Raw genomic sequence first — 23,985 nt, forward strand, 5'->3', positions numbered from 1 at the left:
TTTCAATGCGTTCCTTCCCAAATAAATTATGTCATCAACACCAGATTTACAAGCGAAAGAGGATATATTGTTGAGAGCAAACGCGGGGGCGGCGGTTACATCAGAATCATTAAAATTAAAATGAACAATGAAGTTGTCCTGATCAATAATATAATTTCTCAAATTAATACCCATTTGTCTCAAGCAGCCTCTGATGACATTATTTTAAGGCTATTAGAAGACAAGGTAATTTCAGAAAGAGAAGCAAAAATGATGGTCAGCGTAATGGACCGCTCAGTTTTACACATTGACTTACCTGAACGTGATGAATTAAGAGCGAGAATGATGAAGGCAATGCTGACTTCTTTAAAATTAAAATAAGCGGGTGAAAAGATTGATTTGTCAAGAGTGCCACGAGAGACCAGCCACTTTTCACTTTACAAAGGTTGTTAACGGAGAAAAAATAGAAGTTCATATTTGTGAACAATGTGCCAAAGAAAATAGTGATTCATATGGTATAAGTGCAAATCAGGGTTTCTCTATTCATAATTTACTTTCGGGTTTACTGAACATGGATTCTTCATTTCAAAATGCAGGAACTCAAATGTTCAGTCACTCGGAGCAAATATCTGCTTGTCCGAAATGCGGAATGACTTTTCAGCAATTCAGAAAAATTGGCCGTTTTGGATGTTCTGAATGTTACAAAACATTTCATAGCAACATTACACCAATCCTACGTAAAGTGCACAGCGGAAACACTGTGCATGCAGGTAAGATACCGAAACGAATAGGCGGCAATCTTCATGTCAGACGGCAGATTGATATGCTAAAAAAGGAATTAGAATCCTTAATCCATCAAGAAGAATTTGAAAATGCAGCTCATGTAAGAGATCAAATTCGTTTATTAGAACAATCACTCAAAAGTACAGATAGTGAGGAGGAACAGGAGTAATGTCGCTAAAGCATTTTATTCAGGACGCACTAAGCAGTTGGATGAAGCAGAAAGGACCTGAAAGTGACATTGTACTCAGCAGCCGCATACGTTTAGCAAGAAACTTTGAGCATATTCGGTTCCCTACGCGGTATTCCAATGAAGAAGCCTCATCCATCATACAGCAATTTGAAGATCAGTTTTCAGAGCAAGAAATTCCCGGAATCGGCAAATTTGTTTTGATTAGAATGAATGATGCACAGCCTTTAGAAAAGCGTGTACTTGTTGAAAAACATCTAATCAGCCCGAATTTGACAGAGTCTCCTTTTGGCGGCTGTTTGCTTTCTGAAAATGAGGAAGTAAGCGTCATGCTAAATGAAGAGGACCATATTAGAATTCAGTGTCTTTTCCCTGGATTTCAGCTTTTAGAAGCAATGAAAGCCGCAAACCAGGTCGACGACTGGATTGAAGAAAAAGTTGATTATGCATTCAATGAGCAAAGAGGATACTTAACCAGCTGTCCTACAAACGTAGGTACTGGTTTAAGGGCTTCGGTCATGATGCATCTGCCGGCGCTGGTTTTAACTAGGCAAATAAATCGAATTATACCGGCAATTAATCAATTAGGCTTAGTTGTTAGAGGAATTTATGGGGAAGGCAGCGAAGCAGTAGGGAATATCTTTCAAATTTCAAATCAGATCACGCTTGGTAAGTCAGAGCAGGATATTGTAGAGGATCTTAACAGTGTTGCTGCTCAGTTGATTGAACAAGAACGATCTGCCCGAGAAGCGATTTATCAAACTTCTAAAATCGAACTTGAGGATCGGGTATATCGGTCATATGGGGTCTTGTCTAATTGCCGGATGATAGAATCGAAAGAAACTGCAAAGTGCCTTTCAGATGTTCGGTTAGGCATAGACTTAGGCATAATAAAAGGACTTTCAAGCAACATACTTAACGAACTTATGATTTTGACGCAGCCAGGGTTTTTACAGCAATACTCGGGAGGCGCTTTGCGACCGAACGAAAGGGACATTCGAAGAGCGGCTCTCATCAGAGAACGGCTTCACTTAGAAATGAATGGGAAAAGACAGGAGGATGAATCGATATGATGTTTGGAAGATTTACAGAACGAGCTCAAAAAGTACTGGCGCTAGCACAGGAAGAAGCACTTCGGTTAGGTCATAATAACATTGGCACTGAGCATATTTTATTAGGACTGGTAAGAGAAGGAGAGGGCATTGCTGCTAAAGCTCTTCAAGCGCTTGGACTCGGTTCAGAAAAAATTCAGAAAGAAGTAGAAAGTTTGATCGGGCGCGGGCAGGAAATGTCTCAAACGATTCATTATACTCCTAGAGCTAAAAAAGTCATTGAGCTTTCAATGGATGAGGCAAGAAAACTCGGTCATTCTTATGTGGGAACAGAACATATTCTTCTTGGTCTGATTCGTGAAGGAGAAGGTGTTGCTGCGAGAGTTCTGAATAATCTCGGTGTCAGCTTAAATAAAGCAAGACAGCAGGTGCTCCAGCTTCTAGGAAGTAATGAAACAGGATCATCAGCGGCAGGAACAAACAGCAATGCGAATACGCCTACGCTTGACAGCTTGGCAAGAGACTTAACTGCTATTGCGAAGGAAGACAGCCTTGACCCTGTAATCGGCAGAAGCAAGGAGATCCAGCGTGTCATTGAAGTGTTAAGCCGCAGAACGAAAAACAACCCTGTTCTCATTGGGGAACCAGGTGTAGGTAAAACGGCTATCGCAGAAGGTTTGGCACAGCAAATTATCAATAATGAAGTACCCGAAATTTTGCGTGATAAACGTGTGATGACATTAGACATGGGAACAGTTGTTGCCGGCACAAAATACCGCGGAGAATTTGAGGATCGCCTGAAGAAGGTCATGGATGAAATTCGCCAGGCAGGAAATATCATTCTATTCATCGATGAGCTCCATACATTAATCGGGGCAGGCGGAGCAGAAGGTGCTATTGATGCATCTAATATTTTAAAACCTTCACTTGCTCGTGGCGAACTCCAATGTATTGGTGCAACGACTCTTGATGAGTACCGTAAATATATTGAAAAAGATGCAGCACTGGAACGCCGTTTTCAGCCGATTCAGGTTGATCAGCCATCTGTAGATGAAAGTATTCAAATTTTACAAGGTCTGCGTGACAGATACGAAGCCCACCACCGCGTTTCTATCACTGATGATGCCATTGAAGCTGCGGTTAAGCTTTCTGACAGATATATTTCTGACCGCTTCCTTCCGGATAAAGCAATTGACTTGATCGATGAAGCGGGTTCAAAGGTGAGACTGCGCTCATTTACAACGCCTCCTAACTTAAAAGAGCTTGAGCAGAAGCTTGATGAGGTTCGTAAAGAGAAGGATGCGGCAGTGCAAAGCCAAGAGTTTGAAAAAGCTGCTTCCTTGCGTGATACTGAACAACGCCTGCGCGAGCAAGTAGAGGATACGAAGAAATCATGGAAAGAGAAGCAAGGGCAGGAAAACTCAGAGGTTACTGTGGATGATATTGCGATGGTTGTATCCAGCTGGACCGGTGTGCCTGTATCTAAAATCGCCCAAACTGAAACTGATAAGCTTCTCAATATGGAAAACATTCTTCACTCCCGTGTCATCGGCCAGGATGAAGCAGTTGTAGCGGTTGCAAAAGCCGTCAGACGTGCAAGAGCAGGATTGAAAGATCCTAAACGCCCAATCGGCTCATTCATTTTCTTAGGCCCTACAGGTGTAGGTAAAACAGAACTTGCACGAGCACTTGCTGAATCCATTTTTGGCGATGAAGAATCCATGATCAGAATTGATATGTCTGAATACATGGAAAAACATTCAACTTCAAGACTTGTTGGTTCACCTCCGGGTTATGTGGGATATGATGAAGGCGGTCAATTGACAGAGAAAGTCAGAAGAAAACCTTACTCTGTCGTGCTTCTTGATGAGATCGAGAAAGCGCACCCTGATGTCTTCAATATCCTTCTGCAAGTTCTTGAAGACGGACGATTGACTGATTCTAAAGGACGCACAGTCGATTTCCGCAATACCATTCTGATCATGACATCAAACGTCGGAGCAAGTGAGCTAAAACGCAATAAATATGTCGGCTTTAACGTTCAGGATGAAACTCAAAATCATAAAGACATGAAAGATAAAGTGATGGGTGAATTAAAACGAGCGTTCAGACCTGAGTTCATCAACCGTATTGATGAAATCATTGTCTTCCATTCACTTGAGAAAAAACATCTCACTGAGATTGTGTCATTAATGTCTGATCAATTAACGAAACGCCTGAAAGAACAAGATCTTTCTATCGAATTGACAGATGCTGCAAAAGCGAAAGTCGCGGAAGAGGGCGTTGACCTGGAATACGGTGCCCGTCCGTTAAGAAGAGCGATCCAAAAACATGTCGAGGATCGTTTATCTGAAGAACTCCTCAGAGGAAATATTCATAAAGGACAGCATATTGTTCTTGATGTAGAAGATGGCGAATTTGTCGTAAAAACGACTGCTAAAACGAATTAATATAGAAGACGGAAATGAGGCATACAGCATGTAAGTGTATGCCTCACTTTCATATCAAGAAATAGAACAAGGGAGAGGTCTTACACTATATATGGCTAAAACAAAATCGAAGTTCATCTGCCAATCCTGCGGCTACGAGTCTCCAAAATGGATGGGGAAATGTCCGGGCTGTGGTGCTTGGAATACAATGGTGGAAGAAATGATTAAAAAAGCACCGGCCAATCGGAGAGCGGCTTTTTCTCATTCTGTTCAAACTGTACAGAAACCTTCACCTATTACATCAATCGAAACATCAGAAGAACCCCGCGTCAAAACCCAGCTTGGCGAGTTTAACAGAGTACTCGGCGGAGGTGTCGTTAAAGGCTCCCTCGTTTTAATTGGCGGTGATCCTGGTATCGGAAAGTCAACGCTATTACTGCAGGTTTCCGCTCAATTATCAGGCTCATCAAACAGTGTCCTGTATATTTCGGGAGAAGAATCTGTAAAGCAAACGAAGCTGCGAGCAGACCGTCTCGGCATTAATAATCCGTCACTGCATGTTTTATCTGAAACCGATATGGAGTATATTTCGTCTGCTATACAAGAGATGAATCCATCGTTTGTCGTTGTTGACTCTATTCAAACGGTTTACCAAAGCGATATTACATCTGCTCCAGGCAGTGTGTCACAGGTCAGAGAATGTACCGCTGAGCTGATGAAAATTGCAAAAACAAAAGGTATTCCGATTTTTATCGTAGGGCACGTGACGAAAGAAGGGTCTATTGCAGGTCCGAGACTGTTGGAGCATATGGTTGACACTGTTTTATATTTTGAAGGAGAACGCCACCATACTTTCCGTATTTTGCGGGCTGTAAAAAACCGTTTCGGATCTACAAACGAAATGGGCATTTTCGAAATGCGGGAAGAGGGGCTCACTGAGGTTTTGAATCCTTCGGAAATTTTCTTAGAAGAACGCTCTGCTGGTTCCGCAGGCTCGAGTATCACTGCCTCTATGGAGGGCACTAGACCGATTCTCGTTGAAATTCAGGCACTCATCTCGCCAACAAGTTTTGGCAACCCAAGGCGTATGGCAACGGGAATAGACCATAACAGGGTTTCTCTGTTAATGGCTGTGTTAGAAAAAAGAGTTGGACTGCTGCTGCAAAATCAGGATGCTTATTTGAAAGTGGCTGGCGGCGTTAAGCTTGATGAACCGGCAATTGATCTTGCGATTGTGATTAGTATTGCATCAAGCTTTAGAGACACACCTCCAAATCCTGCAGATTGTTTTATTGGAGAAGTGGGATTAACCGGAGAAGTCCGGCGGGTTTCAAGAATTGAACAGCGTGTGAAAGAAGCGGCAAAGCTTGGTTTTAAACGCATGATCATACCCGCGGCAAATCTGGATGGATGGACAAAACCAAAAGGGATTGAGGTTATCGGAGTAGCAAATGTTGCAGAAGCGCTTCGTACTTCATTAGGAGGATAATAGATGGAAAAAGAGAAAAAAGGGGCGAAACACGAGTTAGACCTGTCATCTATATTGCAGTTTGTTGCTCCGGGTACACCGCTCAGAGCGGGGATGGAAAACGTCTTGAGAGCAAATACAGGCGGTCTGATTGTTGTTGGATATAATGATAAAGTAAAAGAAGTGGTGGACGGCGGCTTTCACATAAACACGGCTTTTTCTCCGGCGCATTTATATGAGCTGGCTAAAATGGATGGAGCGATCATTTTAAGTGATTCTGGTCAAAAGATCCTATACGCGAATACTCAGCTGATGCCGGATGCCACAATTTCTTCATCAGAAACAGGAATGCGGCACAGAACTGCCGAAAGAGTAGCTAAGCAAACTGGCTGTCTTGTAATCGCCATTTCTGAAAGAAGAAATGTCATAACGTTATATCAGGAAAACATGAAGTATACACTAAAAGACATAGGATTTATTTTAACCAAGGCGAACCAAGCCATTCAAACACTTGAAAAATATAAGACAATCCTCGATAAAACGATTAATGCACTGAACGCGTTAGAGTTTGAGGAACTTGTTACCTTCAGTGATGTCTTGTCTGTCATGCATCGTTATGAAATGGTACTGAGAATCAAAAACGAAATTAATATGTATATCAAAGAGCTGGGGACAGAAGGGCATCTGATCAAACTGCAAGTCATTGAATTGATTACGGATATGGAAGAAGAGGCCGCTTTATTTATTAAGGACTATGTAAAAGAAAAGATTAAAGATCCGTTTGTTCTCTTGAAGGAGCTGCAGGATATGTCCAGTTATGATCTGCTGGATGATTCCATTGTGTATAAGCTTCTCGGTTACCCTGCTTCTACTAATCTTGATGATTATGTATTGCCGAGAGGATACAGGCTGTTAAATAAGATACCGCGTCTTCCGATGCCGATTGTTGAAAATGTTGTAGAAGCATTTGGAGTCCTGCCAAGGATTATTGAGGCGAGTGCAGAAGAATTAGATGAAGTAGAGGGAATCGGTGAAGTACGAGCCCAAAAAATCAAAAAAGGATTAAAACGCCTGCAAGAGAAGCATTATTTAGACAGACAACTGTGATTTCGGTTAAAACCTTATGAATACGGGTATATTAATGTTGGTTTTTGTTTATTCTGATATTCGTAGGATGCATAAGACTTTGTGAAATTAAAATGTTAAAAAAGGAGGTGGGGGTATGTTAAAACGAATAGTTCAGGCGTTCTTCATTATTTTTGGCGGCGTTGTTGGTATATTTTTGATACCTGAATTGTTTGTACTGTTAAATATACAGGACATACCTTTAATAACAAACGCATATACGTCTGCGGCAATAGGAGCAATTATCTTTTTTCTCATCAGTATATGGGGTACAGAATACGTTGTGAACTGGGTGAAGTGGATAGAGGATTCATTGTTAAAAGCGCCGGTTCCAGATTTGTTATTTGGAAGTCTTGGCTTAGTTTTTGGACTTATAATTGCTTATCTTATCGTAAATGTTATTCCTTTAGACAATATACCTTACCGCATATTCAGCACAATAATTCCTGTATTTTTGGCTTTCTTCCTCGGTTATCTCGGCTTCCAGGTGGGCTTTAAGAAAAAGGATGAATTGATCAGCCTGTTTTCCATTTCCGCCAGAATGCAAAAGAAAAAAGGAACAGCTGATGAAGAACATGAGGTTCAAGACAAGAAGCTGAAAATTTTGGACACTAGTGTTATTATTGATGGGAGAATAGCAGATATTTGTCAGACTGGTTTTTTAGAGGGAGTTATCGTGATTCCGCAGTTTGTCCTTGAGGAATTGCAGCATATTGCAGACTCTTCAGATGTTTTAAAACGAAACAGAGGACGCCGCGGTCTTGATATCCTGAACCGCATTCAGAAAGAATTAGACATTGAAGTTGAAATTTACGAAGGCGACTTTGAAGATATTCAGGAGGTTGACAGCAAGCTCGTCAAACTTGCTAAGCTGACATCCGGGGTCGTTGTGACGAATGATTTTAATTTAAATAAAGTGTGCGAGCTTCAGAAGGTAGCAGTATTAAACATTAATGACCTTGCCAATGCGGTTAAGCCTGTTGTGCTTCCTGGCGAGGAAATGAATGTTCAGGTCATTAAGGACGGGAAAGAGCATAATCAGGGAGTTGCCTACTTGGATGACGGTACGATGATTGTCGTTGAAGAAGGACGGAATTATATCGGCAAGCATATTGATGTACTCGTCACAAGTGTGCTGCAGACAGCAGCGGGACGAATGATTTTTGCGAAGCCTAAGCTGTTGGAGAAGGCGCTGTAAAGGGAGAAGAAACAATGAGTTATGATGTGGTGATTCCTGCAGCCGGACAGGGAAAGCGGATGAAGGCAGGGAGAAATAAACTGTTCATTGAGCTGAAGGGAGACCCGGTGATCATACACACGTTAAGAGTGTTTGACAGCCACCGGCAGTGCGATAAAATCATTTTGGTGATTAACGAGCAGGAGCGGGAGCACTTTCAGCAATTGCTGTCCGATTACCCGTTTCAAACTTCAATTGAGCTTGTTGCAGGCGGAGATGAGCGACAGCACAGTGTGTATAAGGGGCTGAAAGCCGTAAAGCAGGAAAAGATTGTCCTTGTACATGACGGTGCCCGTCCATTTATAAAACATGAACAAATTGACGAACTGATCGCAGAGGCGGAACAGACAGGAGCGGCCATCCTTGCTGTTCCGGTAAAAGATACGATTAAACGCGTTCAAGATTTACAAGTCAGTGAGACGATTGAACGTTCAAGCTTGTGGGCTGTCCAAACGCCACAAGCTTTTCGTCTTTCTTTATTGATGAAGGCTCACGCTGAGGCCGAGCGCAAGGGATTTTTAGGGACGGATGACGCCAGCCTCGTTGAACAGATGGAGGGCGGTTCGGTCCGTGTTGTAGAAGGCAGCTATACAAATATTAAGCTGACGACGCCAGACGATTTGACGTCAGCTGAAGCTATCATGGAATCAGAAAGTGGGAATAAACATGTTTAGAATTGGACAAGGATTTGATGTGCATCAATTAGTGGAGGGCCGTCCTCTCATTATTGGCGGAATTGAAATCCCGTACGAAAAAGGGCTGCTTGGCCATTCTGATGCAGACGTATTGTTGCATACCGTCGCTGACGCCTGCCTGGGAGCTGTGGGTGAAGGAGACATAGGCAAGCATTTTCCTGACACAGATCCCGAGTTCAAGGACGCAGATTCTTTCAAATTACTTCAGCATGTCTGGGGAATCGTGAAACAGAAGGGGTATGTCCTTGGGAACATTGATTGCACCATCATAGCGCAAAAGCCGAAGATGCTGCCGTACATAGAAGATATGAGAAAAAGAATTGCTGAAGGCCTTGAGGCAGATGTTTCTCAAGTAAATGTAAAAGCAACAACGACAGAAAAGCTTGGATTTACAGGCCGGGCGGAAGGAATAGCGGCTCAGGCGACAGTACTGATACAAAAAGGCTAACTTGTTTTGATGCCGGGTCTATTTGGTGGTAGAATAGATTCATACATTTTTGCCTGAGGCCATACATGACATGAAAGGAAGTATTTGAAAATGGGAAACGAAGTACGCGTCCGTTATGCACCGAGTCCAACCGGACATTTGCATATTGGAAATGCCAGAACGGCGCTTTTTAATTATTTATTTGCCCGCAATCAAGGCGGTAAGTTTATCATTCGAGTTGAGGACACAGATAAAAAGCGCAATATTGAGGGCGGAGAACAAAGCCAGCTGAATTATCTGAAGTGGCTAGGTATTGACTGGGATGAGAGTGTGGATGTCGGAGGAGAGTACGGTCCATACCGTCAGTCAGAGCGTAACGATATCTATAAAGTGTACTATGAAGAGCTTCTTGAAAAAGGGCTTGCTTATAAATGTTACTGTACGGAAGAAGAGCTTGAAAAAGAGCGTGAAGAACAGATTGCCCGCGGAGAAATGCCTCGTTATTCCGGAAAACACAGAGACCTGACTCAGGAAGAACAGGAGAAATTTATCGCCGAAGGCAGAAAACCAAGTATTCGTTTCCGTGTGCCGGAAGGAAAAGTCATCGCCTTCAACGACATCGTAAAAGGCGAAATTTCTTTTGAATCAGATGGCATCGGCGACTTCGTTATTGTGAAAAAGGACGGAACGCCTACTTATAACTTCGCGGTAGCTATTGATGACTACTTAATGAAAATGACACACGTGCTGCGCGGTGAGGATCATATTTCTAACACACCGAAACAGATTATGATCTATCAAGCATTCGGGTGGGATATTCCTCAGTTCGGACACATGACGCTGATTGTAAACGAAAGCCGTAAAAAGCTCAGCAAACGTGATGAATCCATTATTCAATTCATCGAGCAGTACAAAGAGCTTGGCTACCTGCCAGAAGCGCTGTTCAACTTTATCGGCTTGTTAGGCTGGTCACCGGTTGGAGAAGAAGAGCTTTTCACAAAAGAGCAGTTTATTGAAATTTTTGATGTAAATCGTTTATCTAAATCACCAGCTTTGTTTGATATGCATAAGCTAAAATGGGTTAACAACCAATATGTGAAGAAGCTGGATCTTGATCAGGTTGTTGAACTGACGCTTCCGCATTTGCAAAAAGCCGGCAAAGTTGGCACTGAGCTTTCTGCTGAAGAACAAGAATGGGTTCGTAAACTGATTTCCCTGTATCATGAGCAATTAAGCTACGGTGCGGAAATTGTTGAGCTGACTGATTTGTTCTTTACGGATGAGATCGAGTATAATCAAGAAGCGAAAGCTGTTCTGGAAGAAGAACAGGTTCCTGAAGTGCTCAGCACATTCGCAGCGAAGCTTGAAGAGCTTGAGGAGTTCACTCCGGATAATATCAAAGCATCGATCAAAGCAGTGCAGAAAGAAACTGGCCATAAAGGGAAAAAACTGTTTATGCCGATTCGTGTTGCTGTAACAGGGCAAACTCACGGTCCGGAACTGCCGCAATCAATTGAATTGATCGGTAAAGAGACTGCAATTCAGCGTTTAAAGAATATCTAAATAAATGATTGTTGACAGGGAAGAGTATAAAGCTTTAGGCCATTACAGAAAGGATCTTCATTGGCTGAGAGAGATCCATGAGCCGGGTTTTAGAAGTGCGCCCTTAAGACCTTTGAAGAACGTTTTTTGAAATCAGTATTCAAAGGCGGCCGCCGCCGTTACAGGCTGAAGTTGGGAGAGCAGAAGTCTGCTTTTCAAACAGAGTGGAACCGCGCGGTTAAAGCGTCTCTGTCATGTTTACATGCAGAGACGCTTTTTTTATTGGGTAGAGGAAATCAGATAGAGAAACGGGGGGAAGCATGTGTTTTTTAGAATGCTCAAAGAAGACATTGATACTGTGTTCGATCAAGATCCCGCAGCAAGAAGCTATTTTGAAGTGATTTTAACTTATTCCGGTTTACATGCTATATGGGCGCATCGGATTGCACATGCTTTATATAAACGAAAATTTTATTTCCTTGCACGCCTTATATCTCAAGTAAGCCGATTTTTTACCGGGATAGAAATCCACCCCGGCGCTACAATCGGGAGAAGATTTTTCATAGACCACGGCATGGGGGTTGTCATTGGGGAGACATGTGAAATCGGCAATAACGTAACCGTTTTTCAGGGGGTTACCCTCGGGGGAACGGGAAAAGAAAAGGGAAAAAGGCACCCAACGATTAAAGATGACGCATTGATAGCCACAGGTGCTAAAGTGCTCGGTTCTATTACGGTCGGTGAAGGCTCAAAGATTGGCGCTGGTTCAGTAGTGCTGCATGATGTTCCTGATTTTTCAACAGTTGTCGGTATCCCTGGACGGGTCGTTGTACAAAATGGCAAGAAAGTAAGACGCGATTTAAACCATCAGGATTTGCCCGATCCAGTTGCTGACCGCTTTAAGTCTTTGGAACAGCAGATTTTAGAGCTGAAGGCAGAACTTGAAGACAGAAAAGAAAGGATCAATCAAAAATGACAATCACACTTTATAATACATTGACTAGACAGAAGGAAACATTCGTTCCTCTTGAAGAGGGAAAAGTGAAAATGTATGTATGCGGACCCACGGTTTACAATTACATTCATATCGGGAACGCGCGTCCGGCAATCGTTTACGATACGGTTCGAAACTATTTAGAGTATAAAGGCTATGATGTGCAGTATGTCTCTAACTTCACAGACGTAGACGATAAATTAATTAAAGCGGCAAATGAACTCGGTGAGGATGTACCCACCATTTCAGAGCGTTTTATTAAAGCATACTTTGAAGACGTAGGTGCGCTCGGCTGCCGAAAAGCCGACCTTCATCCGCGAGTAATGGAGAACATGGATGCCATTATCGAATTCGTAGATCAGCTCGTGAAAAAGGGCTACGCATATGAATCAGAAGGTGACGTATATTTCAAAACCAGAGCATTTGAAGGGTACGGAAAGCTTTCTCAGCAATCAATCGATGAACTAAGATCAGGTGCACGCATCCGGGTCGGCGAGAAAAAAGAAGATGCTCTTGATTTCGCACTGTGGAAAGCGGCAAAAGAAGGAGAAATCTCTTGGGATAGCCCTTGGGGGAAAGGGCGTCCGGGCTGGCACATTGAATGCTCAGCAATGGTGAAAAAGTATCTCGGTGACCAGATTGATATCCATGCGGGCGGACAGGATTTAACATTCCCTCACCATGAAAACGAAATTGCGCAATCTGAGGCGCTGACAGGCAAAACGTTTGCGAAGTACTGGCTTCATAATGGTTATATCAATATTGATAATGAAAAAATGTCAAAATCACTAGGCAACTTTGTGCTTGTGCATGACATCATTAAACAGCATGATCCGCAGCTTTTGAGATTCTTTATGCTATCTGTTCATTATCGCCATCCGATTAACTATTCAGAAGAGCTTCTGGAGAATACGAAAAGCGCGTTCAGCCGTTTAAAAACAGCGTACAGCAATCTTCAGCACCGTCTGAACAGCAGTACGAATTTAACCGAAGATGACGATCAATGGCTTGAAAAGGTTGAAGAACACCGCAAAGCATTCGAAGAAGAGATGGACGATGATTTTAATACGGCGAATGCCATTTCAGTCTTGTTTGACTTAGCGAAACACGCCAATTATTATCTTCAGAAAGATCATACGGCTGATCATGTGATTACGGCGTTTATTGAGATGTTTGACCGCATTGTTTCTGTCCTCGGTTTTTCGTTGGGTGAGCAGGAACTTCTCGATCAAGAGATTGAAGACTTAATCGAAAAGCGAAATGAAGCGCGCCGGAATCGCGATTTTGCATTGTCAGACCAGATCCGCGACCAGCTGAAAAGCATGAATATCATTCTTGAAGATACGGCTCAAGGCACTCGCTGGAAACGGGGAGAATAACAGATGCTTGAATTTGATACGATAAAAGATTCTAAGCAGCTTAACGGTCTTGCGCTTGCTTATATAGGTGATGCCATTTTTGAAGTGTATGTCAGGCATCACCTGCTTAAGCAGGGCTTTACCAAACCAAATGATCTTCATAAGAAATCAAGCCGGATTGTTTCAGCAAAGTCACAGGCTGAGATCCTATTTTTTCTGCAGAATCAATCATTTTTTACGGAAGAAGAGGAAGCGGTGCTGAAAAGAGGCAGAAATGCCAAGTCAGGGACAACACCTAAAAATACAGATGTTCAGACGTACCGCTACAGTACAGCATTTGAAGCGCTTCTGGGCTACCTTTTTCTAGAGAAAAAAGAGGAACGACTTAGTCAGCTCGTAGCCGAAGCTATACAATTCGGGACGTCAGGGAGGAAAACAAATGAGTCAGCAACATGATTACGTCATAGGGAAAAATGCAGTGATCGAGACGTTAAAATCTGATCGGAAGCTGTATAAGCTGTGGATGGCGGAAAACACCGTAAAGGGACAAGCACAGCAAGTGATTGAGCTTGCCAAAAAGCAGGGAATCACGATTCAATACGTCCCGAGAAAAAAACTCGATCAAATGGTGACAGGACAGCATCAGGGCGTAGTGGCACAGGTTGCAGCGTATGAATATGCAGAACTGGACGATTTATATAAAGCAGCCGAAGAAAAAAATGAACAGCCTTTCTTCCTCATTCTGGACGAGCTTGAAGACCCTCATAATCTTGGTTCCATTATGAGGACAGCAGATGCGGTCGGCGCTCATGGCATCGTCATTCCAAAACGGAGAGCTGTCGGGCTGACAACAACAGTGGCAAAAGCTTCAACAGGAGCAATTGAGCACATTCCTGTAGCAAGAGTCACCAATTTGGCACGGACGTTAGAAGAGATGAAAGAGCGGGGAATCTGGGTTGTCGGAACGGATGCGTCCGCGCGTGAGGATTTCCGTAATATGGACGGCAATATGCCTTTGGCTCTAGTCATCGGAAGTGAAGGAAAAGGGATGGGCCGCCTTGTGAAGGAAAAGTGCGATTTTCTCATTAAACTCCCGATGGCCGGAAAGGTAACTTCACTAAATGCATCTGTCGCGGCTGGTCTTTTGATGTATGAAGTCTACCGGAAACGAAACCCTGTGGGAGAATAAAGACCCATGGATATCCTGTTAGTAGACGGGTACAACATGATTGGAGCCTGGCCGCAGCTGAAGGATTTAAAAGCGAACAGTTTTGAAGAGGCGAGAGACGTACTGATTCAGAAAATGGCGGAATATCAATCGTATACAGGAAACAGGGTTATTGTTGTTTTTGACGCGCATCTCGTAAAAGGGCTTGAGAAAAAACAGACCAACCATAGAGTTGAAGTAATTTTTACAAAAGAAAATGAGACGGCTGATGAGCGGATAGAAAAGCTCGCTCAGGCTTTGAATAATATTGCGACTCAAATTCACGTTGCGACCTCTGACTATACTGAGCAGTGGGCGATTTTCGGACAGGGGGCATTGCGGAAATCGGCCCGGGAGCTTCTGAGAGAGGTAGAAACGATTGAAAGGCGAATAGAGAGACGGGTAAGAAAAATCACTTCCGAAAAGCCGGCGGGTAAAATTGCTTTATCGGAAGAGGTTTTGAAAACGTTTGAAAAGTGGAGGCGGGGAGACTTAGATTAAGTTGACGCTTTTTTGCCCAATACTGTATAATATTTCTATCTACGTGCGCCGGGGGGATCGGAGTGAATCTACAGAACAACAAGGGAAAATTCAACAAAGAGCAGTTTTGCCAGTTGGAGGACGAGCAGGTCATTGAAAAGGTTCATGTTGGGGACAGTGATGCGTTAGATTACTTGATTACGAAGTACCGAAACTTTGTTCGGGCAAAAGCAAGATCCTATTTCTTAATAGGGGCGGACAGAGAGGATATTGTTCAGGAAGGCATGATAGGCCTCTATAAGTCTATTCGTGACTTCAAAGAGGACAAGCTTACCTCATTCAAAGCTTTTGCAGAATTATGTATTACCCGCCAAATTATTACCGCAATAAAGACAGCTACTCGCCAGAAACACATTCCTTTGAATTCCTACGTCTCATTAGATAAACCGATCTTTGATGAAGAATCAGACCGAACGCTGCTGGATGTCATTTCAGGAGCGAAAACCTTAAATCCTGAGGAAATGATCATTAATCAGGAAGAATTTGATGATATTGAAATGAAAATGGGAGAACTATTAAGTGATTTAGAGAGAAAAGTACTCGTCTTATATCTCGACGGGAGAAGTTACCAAGAGATTTCTGATGAACTGAACCGACATGTGAAATCGATCGACAATGCCCTTCAGCGTGTGAAACGCAAGCTGGAGAAGTACTTGGAAATTCGCGAAATCAGTTTGTAATAGGAATTTATGCTATATTGACAGTATTTTTCTGACTATGATATGTTACTAAAGATAAGAACTAATGTCTATTTAGAAAAAGGTGTAATGACATGAGAAAAAAGATTACGTTAGCATGCAAGACATGCGGAAACCGTAATTATACGACAATGAAGAGCTCTGCATCAGCGGCTGAGCGATTAGAAGTAAAGAAATACTGCAGTACTTGCAATTCACATACAGCTCATCTTGAAACAAAATAGTTTTTGCGCTTTTAAATTGTGGAGGTCTTTTACATGCGTATTATGAAATTCTTTAAAGATGTTGGGAAAGAAATGAAAAAGGTAAGCTGGCCTAAAGGAAAAGAGTTAACGCGTTATACCATTACGGTAATTTCAACAGTTATCTTTTTTGTTATCTTTTTTGCCCTCCTTGACACAGGAATTTCTCAATTAATTCGTTTAATAGTTGAATAATGATCAGCAATACGTGCTATAATAGATCATAATATTACTTGCCAAAACCCGTTCAGCGGGTTTTTTATTGTGGCTTAAAATGAAAGTTATCATAGGCTTGCCGCCTATTTTTTGAAGCGTTATGGTAATTCACTAAAACCAAATGCGGGGAGGGAAGGACTGGACAGTCCTGAATAGAATGGAAAAGAATTGGTATGTTGTTCACACGTACTCTGGTTATGAGAATAAAGTAAAAGCCAACTTGGAAAAGCGTGTTGAATCAATGGGGATGCAGGATAAAATTTTCCGTGTAGTCGTACCCGAAGAAGAAGAAACGGATATCAAAAACGGCAAGAAAAAAGTCGTGAAAAAGAAAGTATTCCCTGGTTATGTGCTTGTTGAAATTGTAATGACAGACGACTCTTGGTATGTCGTCCGCAACACGCCGGGCGTTACTGGATTCGTAGGATCTGCCGGGTCAGGTTCAAAACCGACGCCGCTTCTTCCGGGGGAAGCAGAAACCATTCTGAAGAGAATGGGCATGGATGAACGAAAAACTGATATTGACTTTGAACTGAAAGAGACAGTGAAAGTAATAGACGGACCTTTTGCTAACTTTACAGGATCAATTGAAGAGATTGATTATGATAAAAGCAAGGTCAAAGTTTTCGTTAATATGTTTGGCCGTGAAACGCCGGTTGAGCTGGAATTTACCCAAATCGATAAATTGTAATGTGAAAAAACTTGAAATTGCTATATATAAATGATAATATAGCAAAGGTACGTCTTGGACTTATCCAAGGCAACTAGCATGATATTTCGTCATTCATATAAAGAATGAAACCTTGAGTGGGAGGGTTTACCCTATTACCACATCACGGACTTAAGGAGGTGTGTCTCGTGGCTAAAAAAGTAGTTAAAGTTGTAAAATTGCAAATTCCTGCTGGAAAAGCTAACCCAGCACCACCAGTTGGACCTGCACTTGGTCAAGCCGGTGTTAACATCATGGGATTCTGTAAGGAGTTTAACGCTCGTACAGCTGACCAAGCTGGTTTAATCATTCCTGTTGAAATTTCGGTTTACGAAGACCGTTCATTTACATTTATTACAAAAACTCCACCTGCTGCAGTATTGCTTAAAAAAGCAGCTGGAATTGAGTCTGGTTCTGGTGAACCAAACCGTAATAAAGTGGCAACCGTTAAGCGCGATAAAGTACGCGAAATCGCTGAAACGAAAATGCCTGACTTAAACGCAGCAGACGTTGAAGCGGCAATGCGCATGGTTGAAGGTACTGCCCGCAGTATGGGTATTGTAATCGAGGATTAATTTGTTTCTTGTCGGGTTGCGAGTTTTAACAAGTTCGCAACCCTTATTCGTGGGAGGTTATTCCGCTATAACCACATAAGGAGGAAATTTTAAAATGGCTAAAAAAGGTAAAAAGTACGTTGAAGCTGCTAAGCTTGTAGACCGTTCTAAAGCTTACGACGTCTCTGAAGCAGTAGCTCTCGTTAAAAAAACAAACACAGCTAAATTCGACGCTACAGTTGAAGTGGCTTTCCGTTTAGGGGTTGACCCTCGTAAAAACGACCAGCAAATCCGTGGAGCAGTTGTGCTTCCAAACGGAACTGGTAAAACTCAGCGCGTTCTCGTTTTCGCAAAAGGCGAAAAAGCGAAAGAAGCTGAAGCTGCTGGTGCAGATTTCGTAGGCGATACTGACTACATCAACAAAATTCAACAAGGCTGGTTCGATTTCGATGTTATCGTAGCTACACCTGACATGATGGGTGAAGTTGGTAAAATCGGTCGTGTACTTGGACCAAAAGGTTTAATGCCGAACCCTAAAACTGGTACAGTTACTTTCGAAGTTGAAAAAGCTATCGGCGAAATCAAAGCTGGTAAAGTTGAATACCGCGTTGATAAAGCTGGAAACATTCATGTTCCTATCGGTAAAGTTTCTTTCGAGGATGAAAAACTTGTTGAGAACTTCACAACAATGTACGATACAATCCTTAAAGCTAAACCTGCTGCAGCTAAAGGCGTTTACGTGAAAAACGTTGCTGTAACTTCTACTATGGGACCTGGTGTCAAAGTAGACTCTTCAACTTTTAACGTAAAATAATATTGACATGACATCAACATTCTGATATTATTCAAAATGTTGTAAAATAGAATATCATTTATACCGTAGACAGTAGGGGCCTAACCGCTTAATTATCCTACCGAGGTGTATATTATCACAGCTATTACGTTACGTATGCTTGTATATACAGCCTCCATGTCTCATGGAGGCTTTTTATATGGAATCCGTCGTCTCAGTCGTGATCACCTAACGGTATAAGTGTTACACAAGAATCTACAGGAGGTGTAACCATGAGCAGCGCAATTGAAACAAAAAAAGTTGTTGTTGAAGAAATTGCTTCTAAACTGAAAGAAAGTAAATCAACGATCATCGTTGACTATCGCGGACTTAACGTTTCTGAAGTAACTGAACTTCGTAAACAGCTTCGCGAAGCTAACGTTGAGTTCAAAGTTTACAAAAATACGATGACTCGCCGTGCGGTTGAACAAGCTGAGCTTAATGGTTTGAATGATTTCTTAACTGGACCGAACGCGATCGCATTCAGCACTGAAGATGTTGTCGCTCCGGCTAAAGTTCTTAATGACTTCGCTAAAAATCACGAAGCTCTTGAAATCAAAGCTGGCGTTATCGAAGGTAAAGTTTCTACTGTTGAAGAAGTGAAAGCTCTTGCTGAACTTCCATCACGCGAAGGCTTGCTTTCTATGTTGCTTAGCGTACTTCAAGCTCCAGTTCGCAACCTTGCTCTTGCTGCAAAAGCTGTGGCAGAACAAAAGGAAGAACAAGGCGCTTAATCTAATCAGTTTTTCATAAATTAAAACAAAATGGAGGAATTACAAATGGCTTTAAATATCGAAGAAATCATTGCTTCCGTTAAAGAAGCAACTGTACTTGAATTGAACGACCTAGTAAAAGCAATCGAAGAAGAATTTGGCGTAACTGCTGCTGCTCCTGTAGCTGTAGCTGGCGGAGCTGCTGCAGGCGGAGCTGCTGAAGAGCAAAGCGAATTCGATCTTATCCTTGCTGGTGCAGGATCTCAAAAAATCAAAGTTATCAAAGTTGTACGTGAAATCACTGGTCTTGGCTTGAAAGAAGCTAAAGAACTTGTTGACAACACTCCAAAACCACTTAAAGAAGGTATTGCTAAAGAAGAAGCTGAAGAGCTTAAAGCTAAACTTGAAGAAGTTGGCGCTTCTGTAGAAGTTAAGTAATCTTCACTTACCTGTAGGGGAAGCTCGCTTTTATGAGGCGAGCTTTTTCTTTGCCATTCTTTAAGCCATGAAAAAAGGAGGTTCTAATAATGAGTGAGCACTATTATTCAGAAAAACCTTCAGTAAAAAGCAACAAGCAAACCTGGTCTTTTAGGCTTCGGAATAAAGATTTCACGTTTACCAGCGACAGCGGGGTTTTTTCTAAAAAAGAAGTTGATTTCGGCTCCCGCCTGCTGATTGATTCTTTTGAAGAGCCTGAGGTTGAGGGCGGCATTTTGGATGTAGGCTGCGGGTACGGCCCGATTGGTTTATCGCTCGCCAGCGACTTTAAAGACCGGACTATCCACATGATTGACGTTAATGAGAGAGCCGTAGAACTATCAAATGAAAATGCGGAACAAAACGGAATAACAAACGTTAAGATTTATCAAAGCGATTTGTTTTCAAACGTTGATTCTGCTCAAACATTTGCTTCTATTCTTACAAATCCCCCAATCCGAGCCGGAAAAAAAGTTGTCCATGCTATCTTTGAGAAAAGCGCTGAACACTTAAAAGCTTCAGGTGAATTGTGGATCGTCATACAGAAAAAGCAAGGCGCGCCTTCTGCCATTGAAAAGCTCGAGGAACTGTTCGATGAAGTTTCCGTCGTTCAAAAAAAGAAAGGCTATTATATCATAAAAGCAAAAAAAGTTTGACTCGGTATTTTAACTATGTTAATATTGTAAAATGCCAATGTATATATTTTGCTTGATATGATGAATTGTCAATATCTATGTATAAATTATACAAGTATGGAAATGCTAATAAAATCGGTATTTGTTTTTGGATGTGGTTTTCTTAATTAGAAACCCTTTTTTCTTTTGTCTTGTAAAAGTATTTTCTTTCTTTGGAAGAAATGCTTATTACACATATAATACGCATGATTTGAGGGGTGAATCAGTTGACAGGTCAACTAGTTCAGTATGGACGACACCGCCAGCGCAGAAGCTATGCTCGCATTAGCGAAGTGTTAGAATTACCAAATCTCATTGAAATTCAAACCTCTTCTTATCAGTGGTTTCTTGATGAGGGTCTTAGAGAGATGTTTCAAGACATATCACCAATTGAGGATTTCACTGGTAACCTCTCTCTTGAGTTCATTGATTATAGTTTAGGTGAGCCTAAATATCCTGTAGAGGAATCAAAAGAACGTGATGTGACTTACTCAGCTCCGCTAAGAGTGAAGGTTCGTTTAATTAACAAAGAAACTGGAGAGGTAAAAGACCAAGATGTCTTCATGGGTGATTTCCCTATTATGACAGATACAGGTACTTTTATCATTAACGGTGCGGAACGTGTTATCGTTTCCCAGCTTGTTCGGTCTCCAAGTGTATATTTCAGTGGTAAAGTAGACAAAAACGGTAAAAAAGGTTTTACCGCAACTGTCATTCCAAACCGTGGCGCATGGTTAGAATACGAAACTGATGCGAAAGATGTTGTTTATGTCCGCATTGATCGCACACGTAAGTTGCCGGTTACGGTTCTTTTGCGTGCTCTCGGCTTCGGCTCCGATCAAGAGATTCTTGATCTCATAGGAGAAAACGAATACCTGCGAAATACGCTTGATAAAGATAACACAGAAAACAGCGACAAAGCGTTGCTGGAAATTTACGAGCGTCTCCGTCCTGGAGAGCCGCCTACAGTAGAAAATGCGAAAAGCTTGCTTGATTCTCGTTTCTTTGATCCGAAACGATACGATCTTGCCAATGTAGGACGCTATAAAATTAATAAAAAACTTCATATTAAGAATCGCCTCTTCAATCAGAGACTTGCTGAAACGCTTGTTGATCCTGAAACAGGAGAAATCCTTGCTGAAAAAGGCCAGATTCTTGATAGAAGAACACTTGATAAAGTACTGCCATACTTAGAAAACGGAATCGGTTTTAGAAAGCTGTATCCGAATGGCGGCGTTGTTGAAGATGAAGTGACTCTTCAATCAATTAAAATCTTTGCTCCGACTGATCAAGAAGGAGAACAGGTTATTAATGTAATCGGCAATGCTTACATCGAAGAAGAGATTAAAAACATCACGCCTGCTGATATTATTTCTTCAATCAGCTACTTCTTCAACTTGCTGCACGGAGTAGGCGACACAGATGATATCGATCATCTTGGAAACCGCCGTTTACGTTCTGTAGGCGAGCTTCTTCAGAACCAATTCCGTATCGGTTTAAGCCGTATGGAGCGTGTGGTTCGTGAGAGAATGTCAATTCAAGATACGAATACAATTACGCCTCAGCAGCTGATCAATATTCGTCCTGTTATTGCGTCCATTAAAGAGTTCTTTGGAAGCTCACAGCTTTCTCAATTCATGGATCAGACGAACCCGCTTGCTGAATTAACGCACAAGCGTCGTCTGTCAGCATTAGGACCGGGCGGATTGACACGTGAGCGTGCCGGAATGGAAGTGCGTGACGTTCACTACTCCCACTATGGCCGTATGTGTCCGATTGAAACGCCTGAGGGCCCGAACATCGGTTTGATCAACTCACTATCATCTTATGCAAAAGTAAACCGTTTTGGCTTTATTGAAACGCCATATCGCCGCGTTGACCCTGAAACAGGGAAGGTAACGGGCAGAATCGATTACTTAACTGCTGATGAAGAGGATAACTATGTTGTCGCTCAAGCGAATGCTCGTCTTGATGACGAAGGCGCCTTTATTGATGACAGCATCGTAGCTCGTTTCCGCGGGGAGAACACTGTTGTTTCCAGAAACCGTGTAGACTACATGGATGTATCGCCTAAGCAGGTTGTATCTGCTGCGACAGCATGTATCCCGTTCTTAGAAAACGATGACTCCAACCGTGCCCTCATGGGAGCGAACATGCAGCGTCAGGCTGTGCCTTTGATGCAGCCGGAAGCTCCATTTGTTGGAACTGGTATGGAATACGTATCAGGAAAAGACTCTGGTGCCGCTGTTATTTGTAAACACCCTGGTATCGTTGAACGCGTAGAAGCGAAAAACGTTTGGGTTCGCCGTTATGAAGAAGTAGACGGTCAAAAAGTAAAAGGAAACCTGGATAAATACAGCCTGCTGAAATTTGTCCGCTCTAACCAAGGTACGTGCTACAACCAGCGTCCGATCGTAAGTGTCGGCGATGAAGTGGTAAAAGGAGAAATCCTTGCTGACGGTCCTTCTATGGAGCTTGGTGAACTTGCACTTGGCCGTAACGTAATGGTCGGCTTCATGACATGGGATGGCTACAACTATGAGGATGCCATCATCATGAGTGAACGCCTAGTGAAGGATGATGTTTATACATCTATCCACATTGAAGAATACGAATCAGAAGCACGTGATACGAAACTTGGACCTGAAGAAATCACTCGCGATATTCCAAACGTCGGTGAAGATGCGCTTCGCAATCTTGATGACCGCGGAATCATCCGTATTGGGGCAGAAGTAAAAGACGGAGATCTTCTTGTTGGTAAAGTAACGCCTAAAGGCGTAACTGAACTGACTGCAGAAGAACGCCTTCTTCACGCCATTTTTGGCGAGAAAGCCCGCGAGGTTCGTGATACTTCTCTTCGTGTGCCTCACGGCGGCGGCGGAATTATCCATGACGTTAAAGTCTTCAACCGTGAAGACGGAGACGAACTTCCTCCAGGTGTTAACCAGTTAGTACGCGTATATATCGTTCAGAAACGTAAGATTTCTGAAGGGGATAAAATGGCCGGTCGTCACGGTAACAAAGGTGTTATCTCTAAGATTCTTCCTGAAGAGGATATGCCTTACCTTCCTGACGGCACACCGATTGATATCATGCTTAACCCGCTGGGCGTACCATCACGTATGAACATCGGGCAGGTATTGGAACTTCACATGGGTATGGCCGCTCGTTACCTTGGCATTCACATTGCATCTCCTGTATTTGACGGAGCGCGAGAAGAGGATGTCTGGGAAACACTTGAAGAAGCCGGCATGTCTCGTGACGCCAAAACAGTGCTTTACGACGGACGTACTGGAGAGCCGTTTGATAACCGTGTATCTGTCGGTATCATGTACATGATCAAACTAGCTCACATGGTTGACGATAAGCTTCATGCACGCTCTACAGGCCCTTACTCACTTGTTACGCAGCAGCCTCTTGGCGGTAAAGCGCAATTTGGCGGACAGCGTTTTGGTGAGATGGAGGTTTGGGCACTTGAAGCTTACGGTGCGGCTTACACTCTTCAAGAAATTCTGACTGTTAAGTCTGATGACGTGGTTGGACGTGTGAAAACATACGAAGCCATCGTTAAAGGCGACAATGTTCCTGAACCAGGTGTTCCGGAATCATTCAAAGTATTAATCAAAGAACTTCAAAGCTTAGGTATGGATGTCAAAATCCTTTCTGGTGATGAAGAAGAAATAGAAATGAGAGATTTAGAAGACGAAGAAGATGCGAAACAAGCTGACGGCCTGGCATTATCAGGTGATGAAGAGCCGGAAGAAACAGCATCTGCAGACGTTGAACGCGATGTAGTAACAAAAGAATAATCTCTAGTTATAAAGGCAAGTGACATCGGTTAATCCGA

At 42.5% G+C, this 23,985-nt stretch carries 25 protein-coding genes and 2 other annotated features (1 of these 27 cut by a window edge); all 25 genes read left to right on the top strand.

Features of this window, described 5'->3' with window-relative positions; translation table 11 throughout:
* Positions 1-360: the 3' portion of a transcriptional regulator CtsR gene (gene ctsR, locus QF06_RS19485; RefSeq protein WP_003225724.1), read on the top strand. Its footprint begins 105 nt before the window's first position; the window shows 360 of its 465 coding nt (coding positions 106-465); its start codon lies beyond the left edge, outside the window; its stop codon occupies positions 358-360.
* Between the two features lie 13 nt (positions 361-373).
* Positions 374-931, top strand: a complete 558-nt coding sequence (gene mcsA, locus QF06_RS19490; protein WP_009966297.1) for a protein-arginine kinase activator protein McsA — start codon at positions 374-376, stop codon at positions 929-931.
* Positions 931-2,022: a protein-arginine kinase McsB gene (locus QF06_RS19495; RefSeq protein ID WP_003235007.1), complete on the top strand. Its 1,092-nt coding sequence runs from the start codon at positions 931-933 to the stop codon at positions 2,020-2,022. Before mcsA ends, QF06_RS19495 begins: the two co-directional genes overlap by 1 nt.
* Positions 2,019-4,451, top strand: a complete 2,433-nt coding sequence (gene clpC, locus QF06_RS19500; RefSeq protein WP_003235011.1) for an ATP-dependent protease ATP-binding subunit ClpC — start codon at positions 2,019-2,021, stop codon at positions 4,449-4,451. Before QF06_RS19495 ends, clpC begins: the two co-directional genes overlap by 4 nt.
* Positions 4,452-4,542: 91 nt before the next feature.
* Positions 4,543-5,919: a DNA repair protein RadA gene (gene radA, locus QF06_RS19505; protein WP_004399687.1), complete on the top strand. Its 1,377-nt coding sequence runs from the start codon at positions 4,543-4,545 to the stop codon at positions 5,917-5,919.
* 3 nt (positions 5,920-5,922) lie between these two features.
* Positions 5,923-7,005, top strand: coding sequence for a DNA integrity scanning diadenylate cyclase DisA (gene disA, locus QF06_RS19510; protein ID WP_003225736.1), 1,083 nt, complete (start codon positions 5,923-5,925; stop codon positions 7,003-7,005).
* A 115-nt stretch (positions 7,006-7,120) separates the two neighbouring features.
* Positions 7,121-8,221, top strand: coding sequence for a PIN/TRAM domain-containing protein (locus QF06_RS19515; RefSeq protein ID WP_003235014.1), 1,101 nt, complete (start codon positions 7,121-7,123; stop codon positions 8,219-8,221).
* 14 nt (positions 8,222-8,235) lie between these two features.
* Positions 8,236-8,934 carry a 2-C-methyl-D-erythritol 4-phosphate cytidylyltransferase gene (gene ispD, locus QF06_RS19520; RefSeq protein ID WP_003235019.1) on the top strand — a complete coding sequence of 233 codons (699 nt, stop codon included), beginning with the start codon at positions 8,236-8,238 and terminating at the stop codon, positions 8,932-8,934.
* The gene (gene ispF, locus QF06_RS19525; protein ID WP_003225745.1) at positions 8,927-9,403 is read left to right on the top strand and encodes a 2-C-methyl-D-erythritol 2,4-cyclodiphosphate synthase; all 477 of its coding nucleotides are present in this window, start codon (positions 8,927-8,929) and stop codon (positions 9,401-9,403) included. The genes ispD and ispF overlap by 8 nt, the downstream gene beginning before the upstream one ends.
* A gap of 90 nt (positions 9,404-9,493) precedes the next feature.
* Positions 9,494-10,945 carry a glutamate--tRNA ligase gene (gltX, locus tag QF06_RS19530; protein ID WP_004399675.1) on the top strand — a complete coding sequence of 484 codons (1,452 nt, stop codon included), beginning with the start codon at positions 9,494-9,496 and terminating at the stop codon, positions 10,943-10,945.
* 2 nt (positions 10,946-10,947) lie between these two features.
* Positions 10,948-11,178, top strand: a binding site (T-box leader).
* 68 nt (positions 11,179-11,246) lie between these two features.
* A complete protein-coding gene (gene cysE / locus QF06_RS19540) occupies positions 11,247-11,900 on the top strand; it encodes a serine O-acetyltransferase (RefSeq protein ID WP_003225749.1) in 654 nt (217 codons plus the stop codon).
* Entirely contained in the window at positions 11,897-13,297 is a 1,401-nt protein-coding gene (cysS, locus tag QF06_RS19545; protein ID WP_004399682.1) for a cysteine--tRNA ligase, read from the top strand. The genes cysE and cysS overlap by 4 nt, the downstream gene beginning before the upstream one ends.
* Positions 13,298-13,300: 3 nt before the next feature.
* A complete protein-coding gene (locus QF06_RS19550; RefSeq protein ID WP_004399685.1) occupies positions 13,301-13,732 on the top strand; it encodes a mini-ribonuclease 3 in 432 nt (143 codons plus the stop codon).
* Positions 13,716-14,465 carry a 23S rRNA (guanosine(2251)-2'-O)-methyltransferase RlmB gene (gene rlmB / locus QF06_RS19555; RefSeq protein WP_004399684.1) on the top strand — a complete coding sequence of 250 codons (750 nt, stop codon included), beginning with the start codon at positions 13,716-13,718 and terminating at the stop codon, positions 14,463-14,465. The genes QF06_RS19550 and rlmB overlap by 17 nt, the downstream gene beginning before the upstream one ends.
* Positions 14,466-14,471: 6 nt before the next feature.
* Positions 14,472-14,984 (top strand): ribosome-dependent mRNA decay endonuclease Rae1/YacP, encoded by a 513-nt coding sequence (gene rae1 / locus QF06_RS19560; RefSeq protein ID WP_003235032.1) that lies wholly within the window; start codon positions 14,472-14,474, stop codon positions 14,982-14,984.
* A gap of 62 nt (positions 14,985-15,046) precedes the next feature.
* Positions 15,047-15,703, top strand: coding sequence for an RNA polymerase sporulation sigma factor SigH (sigH, locus tag QF06_RS19565; protein WP_003225758.1), 657 nt, complete (start codon positions 15,047-15,049; stop codon positions 15,701-15,703).
* A 92-nt stretch (positions 15,704-15,795) separates the two neighbouring features.
* Positions 15,796-15,945 (top strand): 50S ribosomal protein L33, encoded by a 150-nt coding sequence (gene rpmG, locus QF06_RS21650; RefSeq protein WP_003156421.1) that lies wholly within the window; start codon positions 15,796-15,798, stop codon positions 15,943-15,945.
* Between the two features lie 33 nt (positions 15,946-15,978).
* Positions 15,979-16,158 carry a preprotein translocase subunit SecE gene (secE, locus tag QF06_RS19570; protein ID WP_004399676.1) on the top strand — a complete coding sequence of 60 codons (180 nt, stop codon included), beginning with the start codon at positions 15,979-15,981 and terminating at the stop codon, positions 16,156-16,158.
* Between the two features lie 178 nt (positions 16,159-16,336).
* Positions 16,337-16,870: a transcription termination/antitermination protein NusG gene (gene nusG / locus QF06_RS19575; protein WP_003225764.1), complete on the top strand. Its 534-nt coding sequence runs from the start codon at positions 16,337-16,339 to the stop codon at positions 16,868-16,870.
* A gap of 167 nt (positions 16,871-17,037) precedes the next feature.
* Positions 17,038-17,463, top strand: a complete 426-nt coding sequence (gene rplK, locus QF06_RS19580) for a 50S ribosomal protein L11 (RefSeq protein ID WP_003156430.1) — start codon at positions 17,038-17,040, stop codon at positions 17,461-17,463.
* A gap of 94 nt (positions 17,464-17,557) precedes the next feature.
* Positions 17,558-18,256 (top strand): 50S ribosomal protein L1, encoded by a 699-nt coding sequence (rplA, locus tag QF06_RS19585; protein ID WP_003235040.1) that lies wholly within the window; start codon positions 17,558-17,560, stop codon positions 18,254-18,256.
* Between the two features lie 45 nt (positions 18,257-18,301).
* Positions 18,302-18,442 (top strand) — a sequence feature (ribosomal protein L10 leader region).
* Positions 18,443-18,507: 65 nt separating this feature from the next.
* Positions 18,508-19,008, top strand: coding sequence for a 50S ribosomal protein L10 (gene rplJ, locus QF06_RS19590; protein WP_003235042.1), 501 nt, complete (start codon positions 18,508-18,510; stop codon positions 19,006-19,008).
* A 45-nt stretch (positions 19,009-19,053) separates the two neighbouring features.
* Complete coding sequence (gene rplL / locus QF06_RS19595; RefSeq protein ID WP_003156436.1) at positions 19,054-19,425, top strand: 50S ribosomal protein L7/L12; 372 nt, start codon at positions 19,054-19,056, stop codon at positions 19,423-19,425.
* An 89-nt stretch (positions 19,426-19,514) separates the two neighbouring features.
* Positions 19,515-20,120, top strand: a complete 606-nt coding sequence (locus tag QF06_RS19600; protein WP_003235045.1) for a class I SAM-dependent methyltransferase — start codon at positions 19,515-19,517, stop codon at positions 20,118-20,120.
* A 245-nt stretch (positions 20,121-20,365) separates the two neighbouring features.
* A complete protein-coding gene (rpoB, locus tag QF06_RS19605) occupies positions 20,366-23,947 on the top strand; it encodes a DNA-directed RNA polymerase subunit beta (protein WP_009966326.1) in 3,582 nt (1,193 codons plus the stop codon).
* Positions 23,948-23,985: the final 38 nt, after the last annotated feature.

Origin of the sequence: Bacillus sp. YP1, from assembly GCF_000877815.1 — a bacterium.
In the GTDB taxonomy this organism is placed as follows: domain Bacteria; phylum Bacillota; class Bacilli; order Bacillales; family Bacillaceae; genus Bacillus; species Bacillus subtilis.

What these genes read in the sequence shown, in the direction of transcription:
- QF06_RS19495 (WP_003235007.1), top strand. Translation starts at nt 931, where the DNA reads ATGTCGCTAAAGCATTTTATTCAGGACGCACTAAGCAGTTGGATGAAG.
- clpC (WP_003235011.1), top strand. Translation starts at nt 2,019, where the DNA reads ATGATGTTTGGAAGATTTACAGAACGAGCTCAAAAAGTACTGGCGCTA.
- radA (WP_004399687.1), top strand. Translation starts at nt 4,543, where the DNA reads ATGGCTAAAACAAAATCGAAGTTCATCTGCCAATCCTGCGGCTACGAG.
- disA (WP_003225736.1), top strand. Translation starts at nt 5,923, where the DNA reads ATGGAAAAAGAGAAAAAAGGGGCGAAACACGAGTTAGACCTGTCATCT.
- QF06_RS19515 (WP_003235014.1), top strand. Translation starts at nt 7,121, where the DNA reads ATGTTAAAACGAATAGTTCAGGCGTTCTTCATTATTTTTGGCGGCGTT.
- ispD (WP_003235019.1), top strand. Translation starts at nt 8,236, where the DNA reads ATGAGTTATGATGTGGTGATTCCTGCAGCCGGACAGGGAAAGCGGATG.
- ispF (WP_003225745.1), top strand. Translation starts at nt 8,927, where the DNA reads ATGTTTAGAATTGGACAAGGATTTGATGTGCATCAATTAGTGGAGGGC.
- gltX (WP_004399675.1), top strand. Translation starts at nt 9,494, where the DNA reads ATGGGAAACGAAGTACGCGTCCGTTATGCACCGAGTCCAACCGGACAT.
- cysS (WP_004399682.1), top strand. Translation starts at nt 11,897, where the DNA reads ATGACAATCACACTTTATAATACATTGACTAGACAGAAGGAAACATTC.
- QF06_RS19550 (WP_004399685.1), top strand. Translation starts at nt 13,301, where the DNA reads ATGCTTGAATTTGATACGATAAAAGATTCTAAGCAGCTTAACGGTCTT.
- rlmB (WP_004399684.1), top strand. Translation starts at nt 13,716, where the DNA reads ATGAGTCAGCAACATGATTACGTCATAGGGAAAAATGCAGTGATCGAG.
- rae1 (WP_003235032.1), top strand. Translation starts at nt 14,472, where the DNA reads ATGGATATCCTGTTAGTAGACGGGTACAACATGATTGGAGCCTGGCCG.
- rpmG (WP_003156421.1), top strand. Translation starts at nt 15,796, where the DNA reads ATGAGAAAAAAGATTACGTTAGCATGCAAGACATGCGGAAACCGTAAT.
- secE (WP_004399676.1), top strand. Translation starts at nt 15,979, where the DNA reads ATGCGTATTATGAAATTCTTTAAAGATGTTGGGAAAGAAATGAAAAAG.
- nusG (WP_003225764.1), top strand. Translation starts at nt 16,337, where the DNA reads ATGGAAAAGAATTGGTATGTTGTTCACACGTACTCTGGTTATGAGAAT.
- rplA (WP_003235040.1), top strand. Translation starts at nt 17,558, where the DNA reads ATGGCTAAAAAAGGTAAAAAGTACGTTGAAGCTGCTAAGCTTGTAGAC.
- rplJ (WP_003235042.1), top strand. Translation starts at nt 18,508, where the DNA reads ATGAGCAGCGCAATTGAAACAAAAAAAGTTGTTGTTGAAGAAATTGCT.
- rplL (WP_003156436.1), top strand. Translation starts at nt 19,054, where the DNA reads ATGGCTTTAAATATCGAAGAAATCATTGCTTCCGTTAAAGAAGCAACT.
- QF06_RS19600 (WP_003235045.1), top strand. Translation starts at nt 19,515, where the DNA reads ATGAGTGAGCACTATTATTCAGAAAAACCTTCAGTAAAAAGCAACAAG.